The organism is Halorubrum sp. GN11_10-6_MGM, from assembly GCF_005435165.1.
In the GTDB taxonomy this organism is placed as follows: Archaea; Halobacteriota; Halobacteria; order Halobacteriales; family Haloferacaceae; genus Halorubrum.
Map to the genome: position 1 here is coordinate 1 of NZ_SGUC01000012.1, position 16424 is coordinate 16424.

Below are 16424 nucleotides of genomic sequence, written 5' to 3' on the forward strand. Positions count from 1 at the left end.
TACCGTGAAGTACTGGAGTGAGCGATCTTCTGGGAACCACGGGTCGCCGCCTGCCCATTCATACGGGAACCATCCCACTCAGCCCACGGACAGCGCGTCCGTGGGCTTTCTTCATATCCCGCGAACTACGCGCACAGCGGTCGTCACGCGCGACCGCTAGGCTTAAACGCTCAACAGCGGTACGTTCGCTTGGCGCCAAGGTGGCAGAGTCTGGTCAGACGCAGCGGCCTGCAGAGCCGCCCAACGCCGGTTCAAATCCGGCCCTTGGCTCTCACACGTTACCCTAAAGCCCAAGACGACATTGTCTGGGGCTTCACACCTTCTCGTGGACCGTATATCACCTTCTAAATACATTTGGCTGGTCAGTGAGATTCTCGTCTTTTACTGATGACGGTGGCATCAAGGAAAACCGGCTGGGAATATCTCTCTACCATCTATTCGTCGAGGTCGAGTGCAATATCAACCTCTCGCTCGACCTGTTCGTCAGTACGCGGCCCGTAGAGAGATGTGAAACCGGCATCTTCCAGCACTTCTTCGAACTCCCACCGGGACAGTCCGGCCGCTTCGGCGGCACGTCCGAGCGAGAGGTCGCCAAGAGCGTACCGGCCCACCGCTGTCGCCAACTTGTCTGATGGTTCATCACTCGAAGAGGCCATCGTACGTATCTTTGGAATCCATGGACGTAATAATATAGCTTCTCTTTCGATGTCATTTCATCGAAATACGATAGACGCGCCTATATCGAATGGTCTGCCCCGTCAGAGTTGTCAAATCGTCGTAGCAGGCTGTGGCGGACGAGACAGAGAAACGCACAGCGTTCGGCTTGCTGTCGACAGTTGGCGAAATGAAACGCCACGTTGTAGTGGCGAGTCCACGCCGAGACGGTGCCCGCTATCTGGTTCGGATGGATGTCTCGCCACGTCATGGGGCCACGATTGCAAAGCAGGGCTTCCCAAGACTCCTCTACGACGACCGTAAGGGGCTGTGTCCACTCGGCGGCCCGCTGCAGTTCGGACGTGAAACGGTCTCGTTCCCAGGTGAGTGCGGTGAGGAAGTCGTGCCCGGACTTTCGCTCAACCGCAAACTGAGGATGGTAGGTGTCTGCTTCTACATCATGTGCACAGTCGGCGGGGAGGGCGTAGTCGCCAGTCGAGAGTGTCACGTCACGCGTCTCGACTGCATATCCGTCGAACGTCCACGGCTGCTGTTCACGGTTGTCTCGCAGTACTGTGGTGGGAATCGTGTGTGGTGGTTCGTCCATCTACCGAGCAATGGGGCTGGTATCGGACATGAACCCTCGTAGGAAGGTGAGCACCCTCACAGACTCGGTTAGAACCCTGCCTTTTCGAGTTCGTCGAGAAACGCCGGCCGGTTCGAGTGTTCGTCTTTGAGGAACCCGACAAATTCCTCAAATCGCTCTTCGGGGACGAGCTCCTGCATCTCTTCCAAGTGGTCGGCAATCTCCCGATAGTGGCGCCGTCCGGTTTCGCCGGCGGCAAACGGGATAAGCAGCTCCCGGTACTGCTCAAAGTACTCTACCGGGGCGACGCTGGCGACTGGCTCTCGGTATCGTTTCAGTAGGGAGAGGTCGTCACTGTCTTTCAGTTCAGCAAACGCTTTTTCGAGGTCGCCATCGTGGATGTACAGCTTGATGAGCTGCTGTCGGTCGTCCGCAAACTGTTGTTCGAACTCTTGGTGGAGCGATTGCCACTCCTGGTTATCGCAGATCTCTTTCAGCTCGTCGTAGGCTGCCCACTCCGTGTGGTCGAGGAACAACTGTTTCAGTGTGTCACGATAGCTGTCCGGGTTCCGCCCCTCGTAGAGGTCAGCGGCGAGCCAGCGAAGATTGCGTGTCGAGCCGAAGGTGTGGATGCCGTCTTCGATGACATCAATCGCCCGCTCTTCGTCTCCATCGTCTCTCAGTCGCTTGGCGTATTCTTTGCAGAAACGGGTGCTTTCGAGATAGACTTCCTCGTACAGCGCCGAAAGCGCTTCTTCCTCACCGAGTTCTTCGAGGGGATAAATGTACGTGGAGATAACACGCCGTGTCTGAAGCGAGGACGATATCTCTGTCTCGTCTGCACGTGATCCGGTCAGTTCGACATCGACGGTGTGTTCCTCGATGGTGGTCGGGTCGTCCACGCGAAGTTCCTCGAACGCGTCACCGACGAAGTACTCCAGTTTCAGTGTCCCGACACCCAGATGTTCGATATCAAGCGTCCCGCGGGTGAAATCGTCGGTGGTGAGCGGTCCGTCAGTGAAATCGGAGACATAGAGGATATCATCCACTCGGTCACGATGGCGCTCCGATGTATCGTCTGTCGCCGACTCGTGCTCCGAAGGAGATTGCTTTCCCGATTTCACTATATCGAGATCGACGCCCGACACATGGGAATCTAGCGCCTCCAGCCAGTATTCGAGATCGTCAGCCGTCGTGCAGAGTGTCCGCAGCGCGTCGTCGTAGTAGTCACTGGCGAACCCGTGGTCGGCTTCGATGAACTCCCGGCAGAGATACTCGATATACGGTTGTTTTTGTTCGTGGTCGAGACCCTGTTCCACGACCGTCTCCGCGTACGACTTGATAGCTCGCTCGATTTCACGTCCGTAATGCCCTCCGCTGTCGTCGACCCGGTTAAGGTTCTCGCGGATTGTCTCTGCAATCGCTCGGTAGATATCCGTCGCCGAATCGATGTGGCCTCGCTCCCGATGTGTCTCCGCGAGGTCGTGGTACTGTGAGAAGTCGATGTACGTGTCGTGTTCGACCATCCCCCGACGACCGGCCGCATCCTCGAACAACTGACCGATCTCTTGTTTGTAGTCGTAGACCGTCTTGCCGGTGGCTTCGCCCGTGAACGCAACGAAACGGTCACAGATGTCACGGTCGTCTTCGATGACTTCGAGCAGAAACGTTCGGAGGTCCGCAACGGCCGTTTGTTCGACCAGAGCCTCGATATCGACAGTTTCCGACACCGTCCTGTCTGAATCATCAGCGTTGCTGCCCGTCCCGGTATCACGGTCGTCGACGGCCAACAGGACTGCGACGATGTGCTTGCAATCTCCTGCGTAGTCGTACGGACAGCTACAGCGGGTACGGATGGGGTCGGTCGTTACGTCGATAGCCACGTCGTAATAGTTGGAGCCCCGGACAGTTGCGCTGATTTCGCCGCCGTCGATATGCAGTTCCTGAACACGGTCTTGCTGGTAGTAGTTGCGTCCCCGTTCGAAAGATTGCTCGGTGCAGAGAGCCCGGATCTCTTCCGGCGTCGGGTAGTCCATCTGTTACGTCCTCCTACCACGTTCGAGACCGAAAACGTACTGCTGTACCCAACAGATTGAATCGTACTTGGCGCGTGCGTTCACACACTGAATGCGGCTCGAATTCGACGACGGCACGCTGGTGCTTCACGACGCACCCGAAACAGTCCCGTACGCGGAGTGGGACGACCGCGTCGACGAGTATCGCGCGCAAGCCTATCGATATCGAGCACTGCTAGACTGGGCTGGGCACTGGACAGATGACGATGAACAAGCCACACTACAAGACGGATTTACGCACGACATCGAAGATACTGCCCGAGCCTATCCTGACTTGGCCCTGACGCCAGCGCTCCAAATCGAGCCACGTGACTACCAGCAGGCTGCCCTCGACGCGTGGCGTACACACGACCGGCAAGGCTCCGTTATCTTGCCGACTGGCAGCGGGAAGACCTTCCTCGGATTGCAGGCGATTGCCGACGCCGGCGTGAGCGCGCTCGTGGTCACACCGACGATTGACCTCATGAACCAGTGGCACGCAACACTCACCAACGCGTTCGGTGACCAACTCACAGACGATATCGGCGTCCTCGGTGGTGGGAGTCACGATATCGGAGCAGTAACCGTCACAACTTACGACAGCGCCTACCGCTATATCGACGAGTACGGCGACCAGTTTGGTCTACTCATCACCGACGAGACGCACCATCTCGCGGCCGAAACATACCTCCAGATTCCCGAAATGACGATTGCGCCCTACCGGTTGGGCCTCACAGCGACCTACGAGCGCGCTGACGGCCGCGAAGAACTCCTCGAAGACCGGATGGGACCGGTCGTCTATCGAGAGGCCGTCGATAATCTTGCGGGCGAATTCCTCAGTGAGTACGAAACCATCCAGATGTCCGTAGAACTTACCAGCGAGGAACGGACCGAATACGACGACGAGTATCAGATCTACCGGGACTACGTCGACAGTCACGACTTCGATCTCTGGAAAGAGCAAGGCTACGCGGAGTTTCTCAAGCGGACCGCTTACGACCCGCAAGGGCGACGGGCGCTCGTCGCAAAGCAGCGAGCCGAACGCATCGCTCGCACTGCGACCAAGAAACTCGATACACTCGATAATCTGCTCAAACGTCACCACGATGACCGCGTTATCGTCTTCACCGCGAACAACGATTTCGCCTACGACATTTCGCGGGAGTTCATTCTCCCGTGTATCACCCACCAGACCGACACCGACGAGCGCACCGAGATTCTCGAACGGTTCCGCTCCGGGGAGTACTCCATGCTGGCTACTTCGCAGGTACTCGATGAAGGGATCGATGTCCCCGCAGCCAATGTCGGTATTATCCTCTCGGGAAGCGCTTCGAAGCGACAGTACGCCCAACGGCTCGGCCGAATCCTCCGCCCTACTGATGACCGCCAGCCAGCACGGCTCTACGAGATTATTACGACCGACACGATGGAGACGTACGTCTCCCAGCGACGCCGTGATGGGGTGAGTAGCAGTGCTGACAGCTGATCTCGCACGGTCACGAACACGTGAGGGGGAGGTTCGGCCGCTTTTTATTGATATGTCCGACGAGCAGTATCGGGAGACGGCAGCCACACTTATCGACCTCTTCGAATCCCATCTCGGTGAACCCAAAGGCGACCTTGAAGCTGCCATCGACGAACTGACTGTCGACGACACCGACTACAAGATCGTTCAGGGATTGGCGAAGCTACTGAAAGACGAGTGTGACTTCAAGCAACAGGCCGCTGTCGAGCCGCGCGAGATTCGCCAGCGACTGTTCGAACGCGCGAACGACAGCTACCCGATCGTTCGCCAGCCGACCCTCGGCGAAGACACACAGAAACTCGAAGTGTACAGCGCAGTCGCCGACGAACTCGGCATCTCACTCGAAGCGTGCTACCGAGGTATGTACGCGGATCTGGACGATAACAAACGACTGGTGCGGTTCGGGGAGCAGACTGTCGACGGGTATGACGAGGAAGAGAGTGACACATCGACGACCAAGCTGACCGGAAACAGCGAGCAGGAGTACGACCAGACCGAACAGACTGTCGACTGGTTGCTGGCGCGGTACAATCTGGCGTTGGCCCAAGCCGTTCTCTATGACGCTTCGGAAATGCGGATTCGTGTGTGGGACCACTTCGGCACGGTGTTTAGCTACGTGAAATTGTTCGGGCTAATGCACCGGATCTATCCAATCGATGTCGACGGGACCCGCGTCGACAGTAAGGACGACGCCGCCGGCTACGAAGCAGAACTCGACGGTCCAGTGTCGCTGTTTCGGAAGTCCCAGAAGTACGGTATACGGATGGCGAACTTCCTGCCGGCCCTGCCACTGTGTGACCGTTGGGAAATGAACGCCGAAATTCTCGACGACGACGCAACCCGTACCAGCCATCAGTTCACGCTTGACACCACTGATGGGCTCGTCTCGCACTACAGCACCGGTCAGCAGTTCGATAGCGATATCGAACGAACGCTTGCCCGGAAGTGGGAGCGAGCAAACACCGAATGGGAACTCCAGCGAGAAGACGACGTGTTCGACCTTGGAGACGAGGTGATGATTCCGGATTTCGCCATCGAACATCCCGACGGCCGACGGGCGATTCTGGAGGTTGTCGGCTTTTGGACCCCGGAGTACTTGGCGTCGAAGCTGGCGAAGATTCGGCACGTCGACGCCGACAATTTCGTGTTAGCGGTTTCGGAGCGACTCGACTGTGCTGACGAAGACTTTGGGGACGCCGCGGATCGCGTATTGTGGTTCAAGAGTGGGATTCACGTCTACGACATAGTCGAGTTAGCCGAGGCATACGCGTCGGCCACCGAGATGGACCGTCGTTGAACGCGCGGCGACGCACGCTCACTTCGGCGAGGTTTCAAGTCCCAAGAGTACCTATCGATATTCAATGGCGACCCAGCAGTATCGAATCGTCTCTGCCGAAGACTCGGAGATTCACGGGGAGCCCCATATAGAGGGGAGCCGCGTCACCGTCCAGGATGTGCACGCACGCGTTGAAAAGCGCGGACTCGCCCCCGGACGAGTCGCCGAGCGATACAACTTAGACATCGCAGATATCTACGAGGCGCTCGCGTATTATCACAACAATCCCGATGAGATGCGACGGGTTGAGAAGCGCCACGAGCGAGCGGCCACCGAAGCCAGAAAGCGGTCGTCACTCACGCCACCCGATAACTGATCGATGACGTATCGGCTCATCCTCGACGAGAACGTCGAACACGAGGTACTCCATCGGCTTGAGAACTACGGACATGACGCTGAACACGTCGATTTTGTGCCCGAGTTCGGAAAGGAGACTGCCGACCATCCGATCGCACGGTATTCGCTCGACACCGATCGCGTGATTGTGACATACGACGACGACTTCGTACTTGAAGTGGACGAAGGGCTGTATCGAGCGGTATTGTATTTCGACGATGCAACGCTTTCTGTCGAGCAGGTCGCAGATATCATCCACACCGTTTCGCAGAACTACCCACAGGCGGAGTTGCAGGGTCTTGAGTACGTTGGCGAGGAATGGCTCTGAGCGACGGCCCGGTCACCTCGAAGCTCAAATGTGGCGAGCTCCCTCATGAGAACCTTTCTGTGAAACCCGCTGTATGTTCAGCCCAATCGCCCGCCGTCGCCGTTCCAGTAGTGCCAGTCGTCGACGGCTTCTCTGGTATCGCTGTCTCCGTCGAGCACTTCGAGTTGTGACAGTGGCACGCCAAATTCCCGGTCCATCCACTCCACGAGAACGAACATCTCCCTGTTGCTGACGACTTCGTCCGTCATGCCTACGACTGGCACCTCTTCATCCTCTCTCAGCGGGGAGATCGTTCGCTCCTCGATACATCGTGCCTGGAATGGGAACGTCATCTCGCGTTCGAGGTGATAGCACCAGCTGATAGCCATCTCATCTGCCGTGTAGGCATCAGTGAGTATCTCCCTCCGAATGCGCTTGTTTCGCTCTTCGTCTGTCTCCTGCGTCATGGTCGCTTCTCCCTGACAACCGCAGCCGTGTCGGTCGACGTAATCACGTCGTTGTCGTCAAGAACCGTCTCAAGTTCATCAGGTTCGTAGACCTCCTTGACGATGCAGTAGTAGTGCGACGGCGTGCCGAAATCGTAGACCAGACCGAGTCGGTCCCCCTCCCAGAGCCCGGCACGCTCGGCGACCTCTGCAATCGTCATCTCGCTCGCTCTCGTATATGAACGGTCACCCGCTTCTTCGTACTGGTGGTCTGGAAGCACGTTGAGACTGGAGTCGAGATACTCGTCTTCGAGGCCGTACATCCGGAGATGAAAGTCATCGAGCGTGGTGAACCGACAGACGAGCCTGTCCAGTTCTGCCATCGTCGTCTCGGGGCTGACGACGATGTCGTACCACTCGTCTCGCGCACGCCCTTTCTGCTTCCACCGGAGACGATACCCGACGGTTCCGATTTTCTCGGCGATGTCGTCGTCGCCTCGTTCTTGTGCTTCCCCTACTGCGCTCTGCGTGTTCGACCAGCAGTACGAACAAATCTCGTCCGGTGCATCGCCCTCGAATCCGTCTTTGTCGATATCATGGTCAGCTGTGAAGTCAGCGAACGAAACGCGTTGATCGCCGGGACGACGGTAACCCCTACTGCACATCTTTTCGCCGGATACACGCGGACCGAGTGAAAATCGAGACTCCGCCTCAGACTGGTCGGCATCCATATCGATAATATGCGCTACTGTGCCGCTCCCGATTTCGATGACGAATCGGTCTGTTAGCTCACCCATCGTATCGCTCCTCGAGGTCGTCGACCGCGCGCCAGAACTGTTCGCTATTGAGTGCTAGATCCGTCGTCGTCCGCGCTTCCAAGACACCAGCATAGGTATCGAACTCCTCCGGAGTTGGATCGGTTGCAAGGATGCAGTCGGCGTAGCCGTCAATGGCTCGCTGGATGGTTTTCGCGTAGTGGTCGTATGCTCCGTCGACCCACTTGTACTTCTCGTCCACTTCTTCGAAAACGGCCCGATAGACCGTCGCCGCGGCCAGATACCGATCTCGTTCACGGTACTGCTCGGCAATCTCGAAAAACCGGGAGAAGTCAATTGTATCGTACACCCCTGGGTCGGCGTGCTGTTCGAATAGTTGGGCGATTTCCTCACGGTACTCCTCGACCGGTTTGTGGTCGTCGCCGAATTGTGCGAGAAACTGCTCGCGTAACTCCGGATGCTCGGCGAGTGCGTCACGGACGAACCCACGCAAGTCGTCGGCCGACACATCCTCGAGAATCCCCTCGACACGCTCGCTCTCGTCTTGTGGCGGGCCCTCGACTATCTCCAACAGGACAGCAGCAACGTGTTTGCAGTCGCCGCCCCCATCATACGGGCAGGTACAGTTGGTGTCGAGACTGCGCCCACCAAACTCGATTGTTATGTCGTACAGCTTCGACCCACTAACAGCTGCCGTTACGAGGTCGTCGAACCGGTCAACTTGTTGTATCCGCCCCTCCTTCCGGTACTTTTGTCCACGCTCGAACACGGCATCTGTGGTCCGATCCCGGATAGTGTCCTCGTCGACGTTCATATCTTGTCGTTCGCAGCCGAGTCTAATCTGATTTCGGTTTGACAGTGTCACCCTGCCTGTCCGGGTCAGCCAGCGCCATCGTGAGTGTCACCGCGAGGCGTTTGTCGAGTGGTTCGTTCGCCCGGCCACAGTGGGGTGACTGGATACAGGCCGGACAGCCGTCCGAACAGCCACAGTCAGCGAGCAACCCCCACGTGTGCTGGAGGAGTTCCTCGATGTGGTCGTATCCGTTTCGGGCCAGTCCGACACCACCTTGGTAGCCATCGTAGATGAACAGCGCACTCGTCTCGGTTTGTGGGTGGTCCGTCGTCGAGACGCTGCCGACATCACGCCGGTCACAGAGGATAACCAGCGGGAACGTCGCAACGAGGGCATGCTGGACGGCGTGGAGTCCGCCGTCGAACGACCCGGACATCGTCTGCATGAGACCTTCGAGTCCGGGTGGAAGCGTCAGATACAGCGCCCGTGTCGAGAGTGTCGTCTCGGGGAGGTCAAGTGATTCCTCATGGAGAACCTCGCCCGTTCGGTGGTCTCGTCGCTGGAAACCGATGACCTGTTTCCGGCGGGTCACGTCCGCAAAGTGGACAGTCACATCTTCTCGGGTCGCCAGCGGTTTGCTGGTGATGTCTTCCTCGATTGTCATCGACTCCTCGAACTGGACGCGGGTCTGGTAGTCACTGTCCGTCGGCGACAGCCACGCCACGTCCCGGTCGAGGTCGAGTGACTGGACCTCGTAACTCTGGCCCTGATGATGGTATATCGCACCCGTATGAACGTCCCGAAGTGCGGCGTCGAGGGGCAGTTCGCCGAGCCGATCTGATTGCCCACCCCGGACTCGGAGGACGACAGTGCGATCGGTGATGGTTCGGAGCCCACGCTCGTAGGGGTTTACCGTTCGACCACTGGCCGTCCGTCGCCATTCGAGGCCATCGGCTGTCTGTTGCCGTGACAGCGCTCCTTCGTCTGTAAGCGTGCTGACAATGCCAGGAAATGTCGAACCGAAATACTGCTCGTCAGCCGTTCGAAGCGGGTGTTCGATAGCCGCAGCATGGGTGTGCAGTCGGAGGAGATGTGGGTTGGATGGATCGGCAACGGCACGTTCCGGGGTTCCCTCGAACAGTTCTTTCGGGTGGTTGATGACGTACTGATCGAGTTGGTCTTCGCTGGCGACGAGAGCGACGAGACTCGGGTCCGTCCCACGCCCGGCGCGGCCAGCCCGTTGGAACGTCGACATTTGCGTCCCCGGGTAGCCGTCCAGCAGTACGGCATCGAGACTCCCAATATCGACGCCGAGTTCGAGCGCACTGGTACTCCAGACGCCGGCACATTCGTTTGTGTGCAGAGCTGTCTCGATGGCCGCTCGTCGATCATCGCGGAGTCCCGCATGATAGGCAGTGACCCCCTCAGCGATGTCGGGTTTCCCGCGTTCTGTGAGTGTATCGCTACTGATGGTGGCGTAGCGCTCTGCCGTCTGTCTGGCGCGTGTAAACGCTACTGTCTGGTAGCCGCGTTGAATGAGGTCGACAAACAGTCGCATGGTTTCCCCGTGATGGGAGCGACGTTGGCCTGCCCCGGCGGGTGCGTCGCCCTCGTCGTATTTCGGTGGCTGCCAGAACAGCCAGTGTGTAGGGCCAGTTTCGCTGGTATCCTCGTCGACGAGGGCAAACGACTCTGTGGGCTGGCCGGTAATCGTCGCCGCGTGCTCGCGGGGATTACCGATCGTCGCGGAACAACACACGAACTGGGGGGCCGCACCGAATCGCTCACAGAGACGTGTGAGTCGGCGAAGCACGAGTCCGACGTGACTACCAAACACCCCGCGATACTCGTGGACCTCGTCGACGACCACGAGGTCGAGTGATTCGAAGAACGTGCGCCAGATATCGCTGGCGTGACTGAGCAGGCCACAGTGGAGCATATCGGGCGTCGTCAACACGATTGATGGGTCCTCGTCGCGGGCCGCCTGGCGCTCTGCTCCGGAGAGTGCGCCCGTATACTGTGTCACCGACACGTCGTCGAACGGTTCAGCAAACGCCGATAGCGTCGCTTCCTGGTCGTTGATCAGGGCGACTTGCGGGCCAATATACAGCGTGCGTCCGTCGTGGTCACGTGCGCGCTCTATGGCTGGAATCGTGTATGTGAGACTCTTGCCGCTTGCTGTCGGCGTCGCCAACACGACGTTCTGGCCGCGCCGACTGGCGTCGATCGCCTCGGCTTGGTGTGCGTAGAGTTCGTCGATGCCCCGGTTAGCGAGCCGTTCGCTGACCTCACGGTTCATTTCACATGGTCGTGTCTCGGGGCGGCGAGCAGGTATCGACTGCTGGAACTGTATCTGGTTGTGGTAGTAGTCCCGATGCCGAACCCAGTCGACGAACTCGTCCACTACCACCTACTACACGCGCAATCGCATATAGGGATATAGACTCGTGTCCTGAACATTTTACCCGAAGCCGTCGTACCAATCGACATGCCATTCAGTGTCAGTTGGCACACGCTACTCGACGAACTCGATGACCTCTCCGAGGGGGCTGAGCTCATTACCCCGCTCTCCGAGGACCGATTTCGCATTACCGATGTCCAGGAGCATCGTGTCGTCATTACGTTCGACGAGTCCGGTGAGCGCCACCCACTCCAGCGTGAGCAATTCGAAACGCTCTACCGGCGGATTCAGGATTCTAATAGCGAATTCGAGCTTGACCGTCTGCCAGCCGACGCCGACCCGTATCCAGCAGTCCTGAGCCTATATCCACGCTTCGAAATCGACAGCGACCGAGGAGTCATCATCGAAACGGAGGACCCGACAGACACACAACTCGTTGACGGTGATACCGCTCCTGATGCGGATGCTCGTATCGAACCCGACGGACTGGATGTCTACTCCGATGCCTTGCTTCTCATTGATGCACTGGAGCGCCACGACGTGACAGACCTCAGTGAACTTGAGACAGACGCCTTGGTGAATATCTATACGCTCTGTTCGGATGTGCAACGGAACGCAAACGAGTTCCGGCAGGATGTCGCCGACGTGCTACTCAACCGTCTCCATCACGACCAACCTGTCCACGGCCAGTACGGTTCGGTCCAGCGAACGTCACGCCGAAATCGCTCACTCAGAGACGAGGCAGACGTGCTGGATACGCTTGAAGACGCTGGGATTGCGCGTGAACGCGTCATGAGTGTTGATTCGAGTAAAGTGGCAGAAGCACTGGACGTAACGGAGTTAGCGGAGTCGGATGTCTACGAAGTCTCCGAAAGCGAGTACGTTCGGAAAGCCGAAGTCGATGACGAGGTCAAAGAGTCGCGTCTACAGGGGCTAAAAGACCGATTGGCAGCTAGCGACGATGCGGAGTCGGACGAACTACGACAGGAAATCGAAGCCCTCGAAGAGCGTATCGACGACCTCACCAGCTTTAGCACGGGAACAGAGATCCAGGGGTAGGTCGAACAATTTAGGAAAGATATGGCGATTCAGGGTCTAAGAGCGTATAAATACGCAATATTAACGTTAAGTTACTGTTTCTATTATATAAAAGCCTGCCTGTTAGCTGGCCCTTGGCTTTCTGTTTCTGTACGAGGTGTGGCCCGCAAGCGGTCCCGCGAACTGCCCCGCTTAGTAACCGTTAAACACCGGGTGACCCATGCGTCAACTATGCAACGACGCGCTGTGGCCGTGTTCGTCGCGCTGTTCCTCGCCGTCGCGGGCGTGGCGGGCGTCCTGACCGCGACGGCCGAGAGTCCGGAGATAGCGCTCGAAAACCCGGAGATAGACGCTTCTCAGGGCGAGTCGATCGATGTCGGCGGCGAGTCGTACGTGGTGGCTGACATCTCGGAGAGCGAGACCGACGGTGGGCAGACGGTCATCTCGGGCACGCTCGAACGTAACTTCACGGCCGAAACGTCAGAGACGTGGGCGAACGGGTCGACGGTCTCGGTCGACGACCGTGAGTGGCGCGTCGAGATCCCCGGGGAGAACGCCACCGAGTTCACGCTCGTCGAGGTGCTGGATCGCCAGGCGATACTCGGGGCCGACGACGCGGCCGAAAACGAGACCGTCACCCTCGAAGACGGCGAGTACGTTGCGGTGACCGACAACTCCGGCGAGCGGACGCTCGTCCCGGTCGACGAGTACTTCCCAGCGCCCGAGGAGCGGACCTACGCGACCGGCGAGACGATTCAGTACGACGGACAGACGGTTACGGTCGACAACGTGACGGCGGGCGGTGCGGTTCTCGTGTGGGAGACAACCGAGACGGAGACGGTCGAGGTCGCCCAGCAGTCGACGGTGACGCTCGGCGGTACGGATTACGTCGCGCACTTCCCGGACGCGTCGACGCTGCGGATGTCGACCGATATCGAGGCGTACGAGGCGCAGGTCTCGGAGATCGAACGGTTCGACCAGTACAACAGCGGGCTCTCGCGAGTGCTCGTCCTCTCGGTCCTGTCGTCGATCATGCTCGCCGGGATGGCGTTCATCCCGTCGCGGTACTGACCGTCGATCGGACGGTCGATTTCGTTTTGGACTCTGTTCGTGCGGTTGCTACCGACAGCCACTACCTGCCGGGGCCGCTACCGGGAACATGACTTCGGCAACGGAGAAGATTCGACAGCTCGCTCCGCATTGGGTGGTGATGTTCGTCGTCATGTTTGCTGCGCTGGCGGTCGTCGAGCGTGTCGTCGGTGGGCTCGGCCTCGCGGCGTCGTTGGTGCTCGTCTTGGCTATCGCCTTCGTCTACCCGTTCGTCGTTCGCGCGCTCGGCGTCGCGCCGCCCGTCTGGCAGCGGTGACTGGAATCCGTAGATGACGACACAGATCAAAGACCCCGTTCACGGCTACATCGAGCTCGCCGACGCGGTCGTCGATCGCGTTATCGACACGTCCGAGTTTCAGCGGCTCAGGTACGTCAGGCAGCTCTCGGCGACGCATCTCGTCTATCCCGCGGCCAATCACACGCGGTTCGAACACAGTCTCGGCGTGTACCACCTCGGTCGGCGCGTCTTCGAGAACCTCCGCGAGGAGCCGTACTTCACCCGTGAGACGTCCTCGGCGACGTTGGACGAGATCCAAGCGACGCTGGAGTGCGCGTGTCTGCTCCACGACGTCGGTCATCCGCCGTTTTCGCACGTCTGCGAGCGGCATCTCGACGCCGGCGAACTCCGGGACCGACTCGCCGATCGCGGCTTCGTCGCGTCGCTTCGCGAGGCGGGGCTCGGCGACGCGCCCGTTCGGGAAGCGAGCCCCCACGAACTCCTGAGCTGTTTGCTGATTCTCGACACCTTCGCGGACGCGCTCCGGTCGCTGTCGGTCGATCCGGAGGAGGTGTGCGCGTACGTCTTGGGGTACAGTCTGGTGTACGAGCGCGGCGGGCCGTGGCAGCACGGGCTCGGCGCGCAGTTGCTTCACTCCCCGGTTGATGTCGACCGGCTCGATTACATCTCCCGGGACAACTGGATGACGGGCGCGAACGTGTTGAGCTTCGACACCGACCGCATGGTCGAGGCGTACACCGCCCACCCGGACGAGGGGCTCGCCCTCTCGGAGAAGGCGCTCTCGACGCTGGGCAACTACCTCGAAGGCCGGATCGCGCTGTACATGTGGGTGACCCAACACCACAAGTCGGTGTTCGCGAACGCGCTGCTCCGCGAGCTCACGGAGCGGGCCGCCGCGCTCACCGGCGATCCGCCGGTGACGATAGACGGCGTCGTCGACGGGGAGATCGACGACAACACGGTCGCGGAGCGGCTACGTCGGCTCGCGCGGGACCGGCCGGACACGACGTTTGCGACGCTGTACGACCGGTATCGCGCGCGCCGCTTTCCGACGACCTGCTGGAAACACCGGATCGCTTACGCGGACCGGATCGACGTCGACCGCGAGGCGTTCGGCGAGTGGCTCGTCTCCGGCGACGACCGGCTCGAGCGCGAGCTCGCCGCGGAGCTGGGCGTGCCGGCGCACGACGTGTGGATCGAGCGCTCGTACGTCCCGGAGTACGAGCCCTCCGAGCTGGCCGACATCCCGATCGCGTACGGCGGGACGACCCGGTCGGCGGGCGACTGGGGGCTGTACGGCGACCGCGCGTTCGACAGCCCGATTCCGTTCGTCTACGTGCCCGACGGCGACCGGAAGCGCGCGACTCGCTGGCTCGTCGACCGCTTCCGCGCGGAGTACGGCGGTTGACTTGGGGACCGAGGACGACCCGATAACACCGGTGTCAGCCGGTCACGGTCCCGTCCCGCTCGTTTTTATACGGTTCGGTCGCCTGTGGATCGGTATGAGCGACGAGAACTCGGCTCCGGTCACGTCGGAGCGTCCGGACGCACCGTTCCACACCAGCGGCACCGACCACATCACGGTCTGGGGGAGCAACGAGGAGGACACGCTCGCGTTCTACCGCGATCTGCTCGGGATGCCGCTCGTGTTGCGGCAGCCGAACCTCGACGACCCCTCGCAGACGCACCTCTTCTTCGACACCGGCGACGACCGGATCCTCACGGTGTTCGTGAGCGACGAGCGCGCGTCCGCGCGCGGCCAGCGCGTCAGCACGGGCGCCGTCCACCACCTGTGTTTCAGCGTCGAGCCCGACGAGTACGAGGATATCATGGCGGCGCTCGAAGACGCGGGGAAGGGGTACAACGTGTTCGACCGCGGCATCTTCCACTCGATCTACACCCAGGACAACAACGGGCTCGTCATCGAGCTGTCGGCCGACAAGTACGAGATCCCCGACGGTCGGAAAGGCGAGGTGCTCGCGACCGCGCAGCGCCTCCGCGAGGAGGACGGCGCCGACTTCGCTCAGGACCGGCACATGGAGGGCGCCCTCGAAGAGCTCGGCCTCCCGGTGAACAAACACGACCTCCCCGACGCCGGCGTCGGCGTCTGAGATGGCCGGCCGATCCCCGTCGCCGCACGCGGGCGACGACCCCCACGGCGACGAACCGCTGGTCACCGCCGGGACGGACCTCGACGACGCCGACGCGGCGCTCGTCCTCGTCCACGGTCGCGGCGCGAGCGCCCGCAGCGTGATCGACCTCGGCGAACAGCTGGCCGGCGACCGCGACGTCGCCCTGCTCGCCCCCGCGGCCGCCGGCAACACGTGGTATCCGAACTCGTTTCTCGCCCCGGTCGCGGAGAACGAGCCGGGACGAAGCTCGGGACTCCGCGCCGTCGGCGCCGCGGTCGACCGCGCGTTCGACGCCGGAATCGACCGCGACCGCGTCCTCGTCGGCGGCTTCTCGCAGGGCGCCTGCCTCGCGAGCGAGTTCGTCGCCCGCAACCCCGCCCGCTACGGCGGGCTCGCGGTCTTCAGCGGCGGGCTGATCGGCGAGGCGGTCGACGTCGACGACTATCTCTCGACCGCGACGGGCGACGGCGAAGCGGGCGACAGTGGAGAGGGTCCCCTCGCCGGCACGCCCGCGTTCGTCGGCTGTAGCGACGTCGACCCGCACATTCCCGAAGAGCGGGTCCACGAGACGACCGCGGTGTTGGAGGCGCTCGGCGCCGACGTCGACGAGCGGATCTACGAGGGGATGGGTCACGGGATCAACGACGACGAGGTCGCGGCCGTCTCGGAGTTGGTAGGCGACCTCGCCTGAG

Annotated in this window: 17 protein-coding genes and 1 tRNA gene; 11 read left to right on the forward strand and 7 right to left on the reverse strand. The window is 60.4% G+C overall.

Going from position 1 to position 16424, the window contains the following annotated elements; genetic code table 11:
* The first annotated feature begins 194 nt into the window (after positions 1-194).
* Positions 195-270: transfer RNA gene (locus tag EXE46_RS07785), tRNA-Cys, on the forward strand.
* A 164-nt stretch (positions 271-434) separates the two neighbouring features.
* Here EXE46_RS07785 and EXE46_RS07790 read toward each other — a convergent pair.
* The 3 genes from EXE46_RS07790 to EXE46_RS07800 form a co-directional block, all read right to left on the reverse strand.
* Positions 435-656, reverse strand: coding sequence for a UPF0175 family protein (locus tag EXE46_RS07790; RefSeq protein ID WP_137687859.1), 222 nt, complete (start codon positions 654-656; stop codon positions 435-437).
* Between the two features lie 80 nt (positions 657-736).
* The gene (locus EXE46_RS07795; protein ID WP_137687860.1) at positions 737-1261 is read right to left on the reverse strand and encodes an ERCC4 domain-containing protein; all 525 of its coding nucleotides are present in this window, start codon (positions 1259-1261) and stop codon (positions 737-739) included.
* 68 nt (positions 1262-1329) lie between these two features.
* A complete protein-coding gene (locus tag EXE46_RS07800) occupies positions 1330-3276 on the reverse strand; it encodes an SWIM zinc finger domain-containing protein (protein ID WP_137687861.1) in 1947 nt (648 codons plus the stop codon).
* Positions 3277-3367: 91 nt separating this feature from the next.
* Between EXE46_RS07800 and EXE46_RS07805 the strand changes: the two genes are divergently transcribed.
* The 4 genes from EXE46_RS07805 to EXE46_RS07820 all read left to right on the forward strand — a co-directional run bounded on the left by EXE46_RS07805 (position 3368) and on the right by EXE46_RS07820 (position 6819).
* Positions 3368-4780 carry a DEAD/DEAH box helicase gene (locus EXE46_RS07805; protein WP_137687862.1) on the forward strand — a complete coding sequence of 471 codons (1413 nt, stop codon included), beginning with the start codon at positions 3368-3370 and terminating at the stop codon, positions 4778-4780.
* Positions 4767-6116 (forward strand): DUF790 family protein, encoded by a 1350-nt coding sequence (locus EXE46_RS07810; RefSeq protein WP_137687863.1) that lies wholly within the window; start codon positions 4767-4769, stop codon positions 6114-6116. Before EXE46_RS07805 ends, EXE46_RS07810 begins: the two co-directional genes overlap by 14 nt.
* A 64-nt stretch (positions 6117-6180) precedes the next feature.
* Positions 6181-6471 carry a DUF433 domain-containing protein gene (locus EXE46_RS07815; protein ID WP_137687864.1) on the forward strand — a complete coding sequence of 97 codons (291 nt, stop codon included), beginning with the start codon at positions 6181-6183 and terminating at the stop codon, positions 6469-6471.
* A 3-nt stretch (positions 6472-6474) separates the two neighbouring features.
* On the forward strand, positions 6475-6819 hold the full coding sequence (locus EXE46_RS07820; RefSeq protein ID WP_137687865.1) for a DUF5615 family PIN-like protein: 345 nt from the start codon (positions 6475-6477) through the stop codon (positions 6817-6819).
* A 77-nt stretch (positions 6820-6896) separates the two neighbouring features.
* Here the strand turns inward: EXE46_RS07820 and EXE46_RS07825 are convergent, their stop codons facing one another.
* The 4 genes from EXE46_RS07825 to EXE46_RS07840 are packed head-to-tail and all read right to left on the reverse strand — an operon-like array spanning position 6897 to position 11217.
* Positions 6897-7265 carry a calcium-binding protein gene (locus EXE46_RS07825; RefSeq protein WP_137687866.1) on the reverse strand — a complete coding sequence of 123 codons (369 nt, stop codon included), beginning with the start codon at positions 7263-7265 and terminating at the stop codon, positions 6897-6899.
* Positions 7262-8041, reverse strand: coding sequence for a hypothetical protein (locus EXE46_RS07830; protein WP_137687867.1), 780 nt, complete (start codon positions 8039-8041; stop codon positions 7262-7264). The genes EXE46_RS07825 and EXE46_RS07830 overlap by 4 nt, the downstream gene beginning before the upstream one ends.
* Positions 8034-8834: an SWIM zinc finger domain-containing protein gene (locus EXE46_RS07835; RefSeq protein WP_137687868.1), complete on the reverse strand. Its 801-nt coding sequence runs from the start codon at positions 8832-8834 to the stop codon at positions 8034-8036. The genes EXE46_RS07830 and EXE46_RS07835 overlap by 8 nt, the downstream gene beginning before the upstream one ends.
* Positions 8835-8856: 22 nt before the next feature.
* Positions 8857-11217 (reverse strand): DEAD/DEAH box helicase, encoded by a 2361-nt coding sequence (locus EXE46_RS07840; protein ID WP_137687869.1) that lies wholly within the window; start codon positions 11215-11217, stop codon positions 8857-8859.
* An 84-nt stretch (positions 11218-11301) separates the two neighbouring features.
* Here EXE46_RS07840 and EXE46_RS07845 point away from each other — a divergent pair, with 84 nt between their 5' ends.
* From EXE46_RS07845 to EXE46_RS07870, 6 genes are all read left to right on the forward strand, one after another.
* Positions 11302-12273 (forward strand): DUF2800 domain-containing protein, encoded by a 972-nt coding sequence (locus EXE46_RS07845; RefSeq protein ID WP_137687870.1) that lies wholly within the window; start codon positions 11302-11304, stop codon positions 12271-12273.
* 225 nt (positions 12274-12498) lie between these two features.
* Positions 12499-13323: a hypothetical protein gene (locus EXE46_RS07850; RefSeq protein WP_137687932.1), complete on the forward strand. Its 825-nt coding sequence runs from the start codon at positions 12499-12501 to the stop codon at positions 13321-13323.
* An 88-nt stretch (positions 13324-13411) separates the two neighbouring features.
* Entirely contained in the window at positions 13412-13618 is a 207-nt protein-coding gene (locus EXE46_RS07855; protein WP_137687871.1) for a hypothetical protein, read from the forward strand.
* Positions 13619-13631: 13 nt separating this feature from the next.
* The gene (locus EXE46_RS07860; RefSeq protein WP_137687872.1) at positions 13632-15008 is read left to right on the forward strand and encodes an HD domain-containing protein; all 1377 of its coding nucleotides are present in this window, start codon (positions 13632-13634) and stop codon (positions 15006-15008) included.
* A gap of 94 nt (positions 15009-15102) precedes the next feature.
* Complete coding sequence (locus tag EXE46_RS07865; RefSeq protein ID WP_137687873.1) at positions 15103-15711, forward strand: VOC family protein; 609 nt, start codon at positions 15103-15105, stop codon at positions 15709-15711.
* A gap of 1 nt (position 15712) precedes the next feature.
* Entirely contained in the window at positions 15713-16423 is a 711-nt protein-coding gene (locus EXE46_RS07870) for an alpha/beta hydrolase (RefSeq protein ID WP_137687874.1), read from the forward strand.
* The last annotated feature ends 1 nt before the right edge of the window (position 16424 follow it).

What these genes read in the sequence shown, in the direction of transcription:
- EXE46_RS07800 (WP_137687861.1), bottom strand. Translation starts at nt 3,276, where the DNA reads ATGGACTACCCGACGCCGGAAGAGATCCGGGCTCTCTGCACCGAGCAA.
- EXE46_RS07825 (WP_137687866.1), bottom strand. Translation starts at nt 7,265, where the DNA reads ATGACGCAGGAGACAGACGAAGAGCGAAACAAGCGCATTCGGAGGGAG.
- EXE46_RS07805 (WP_137687862.1), top strand. Translation starts at nt 3,368, where the DNA reads ATGCGGCTCGAATTCGACGACGGCACGCTGGTGCTTCACGACGCACCC.
- EXE46_RS07835 (WP_137687868.1), bottom strand. Translation starts at nt 8,834, where the DNA reads ATGAACGTCGACGAGGACACTATCCGGGATCGGACCACAGATGCCGTG.
- EXE46_RS07865 (WP_137687873.1), top strand. Translation starts at nt 15,103, where the DNA reads ATGAGCGACGAGAACTCGGCTCCGGTCACGTCGGAGCGTCCGGACGCA.
- EXE46_RS07855 (WP_137687871.1), top strand. Translation starts at nt 13,412, where the DNA reads ATGACTTCGGCAACGGAGAAGATTCGACAGCTCGCTCCGCATTGGGTG.
- EXE46_RS07830 (WP_137687867.1), bottom strand. Translation starts at nt 8,041, where the DNA reads ATGGGTGAGCTAACAGACCGATTCGTCATCGAAATCGGGAGCGGCACA.
- EXE46_RS07860 (WP_137687872.1), top strand. Translation starts at nt 13,632, where the DNA reads ATGACGACACAGATCAAAGACCCCGTTCACGGCTACATCGAGCTCGCC.
- EXE46_RS07870 (WP_137687874.1), top strand. Translation starts at nt 15,713, where the DNA reads ATGGCCGGCCGATCCCCGTCGCCGCACGCGGGCGACGACCCCCACGGC.
- EXE46_RS07795 (WP_137687860.1), bottom strand. Translation starts at nt 1,261, where the DNA reads ATGGACGAACCACCACACACGATTCCCACCACAGTACTGCGAGACAAC.
- EXE46_RS07820 (WP_137687865.1), top strand. Translation starts at nt 6,475, where the DNA reads ATGACGTATCGGCTCATCCTCGACGAGAACGTCGAACACGAGGTACTC.
- EXE46_RS07790 (WP_137687859.1), bottom strand. Translation starts at nt 656, where the DNA reads ATGGCCTCTTCGAGTGATGAACCATCAGACAAGTTGGCGACAGCGGTG.
- EXE46_RS07845 (WP_137687870.1), top strand. Translation starts at nt 11,302, where the DNA reads ATGCCATTCAGTGTCAGTTGGCACACGCTACTCGACGAACTCGATGAC.
- EXE46_RS07815 (WP_137687864.1), top strand. Translation starts at nt 6,181, where the DNA reads ATGGCGACCCAGCAGTATCGAATCGTCTCTGCCGAAGACTCGGAGATT.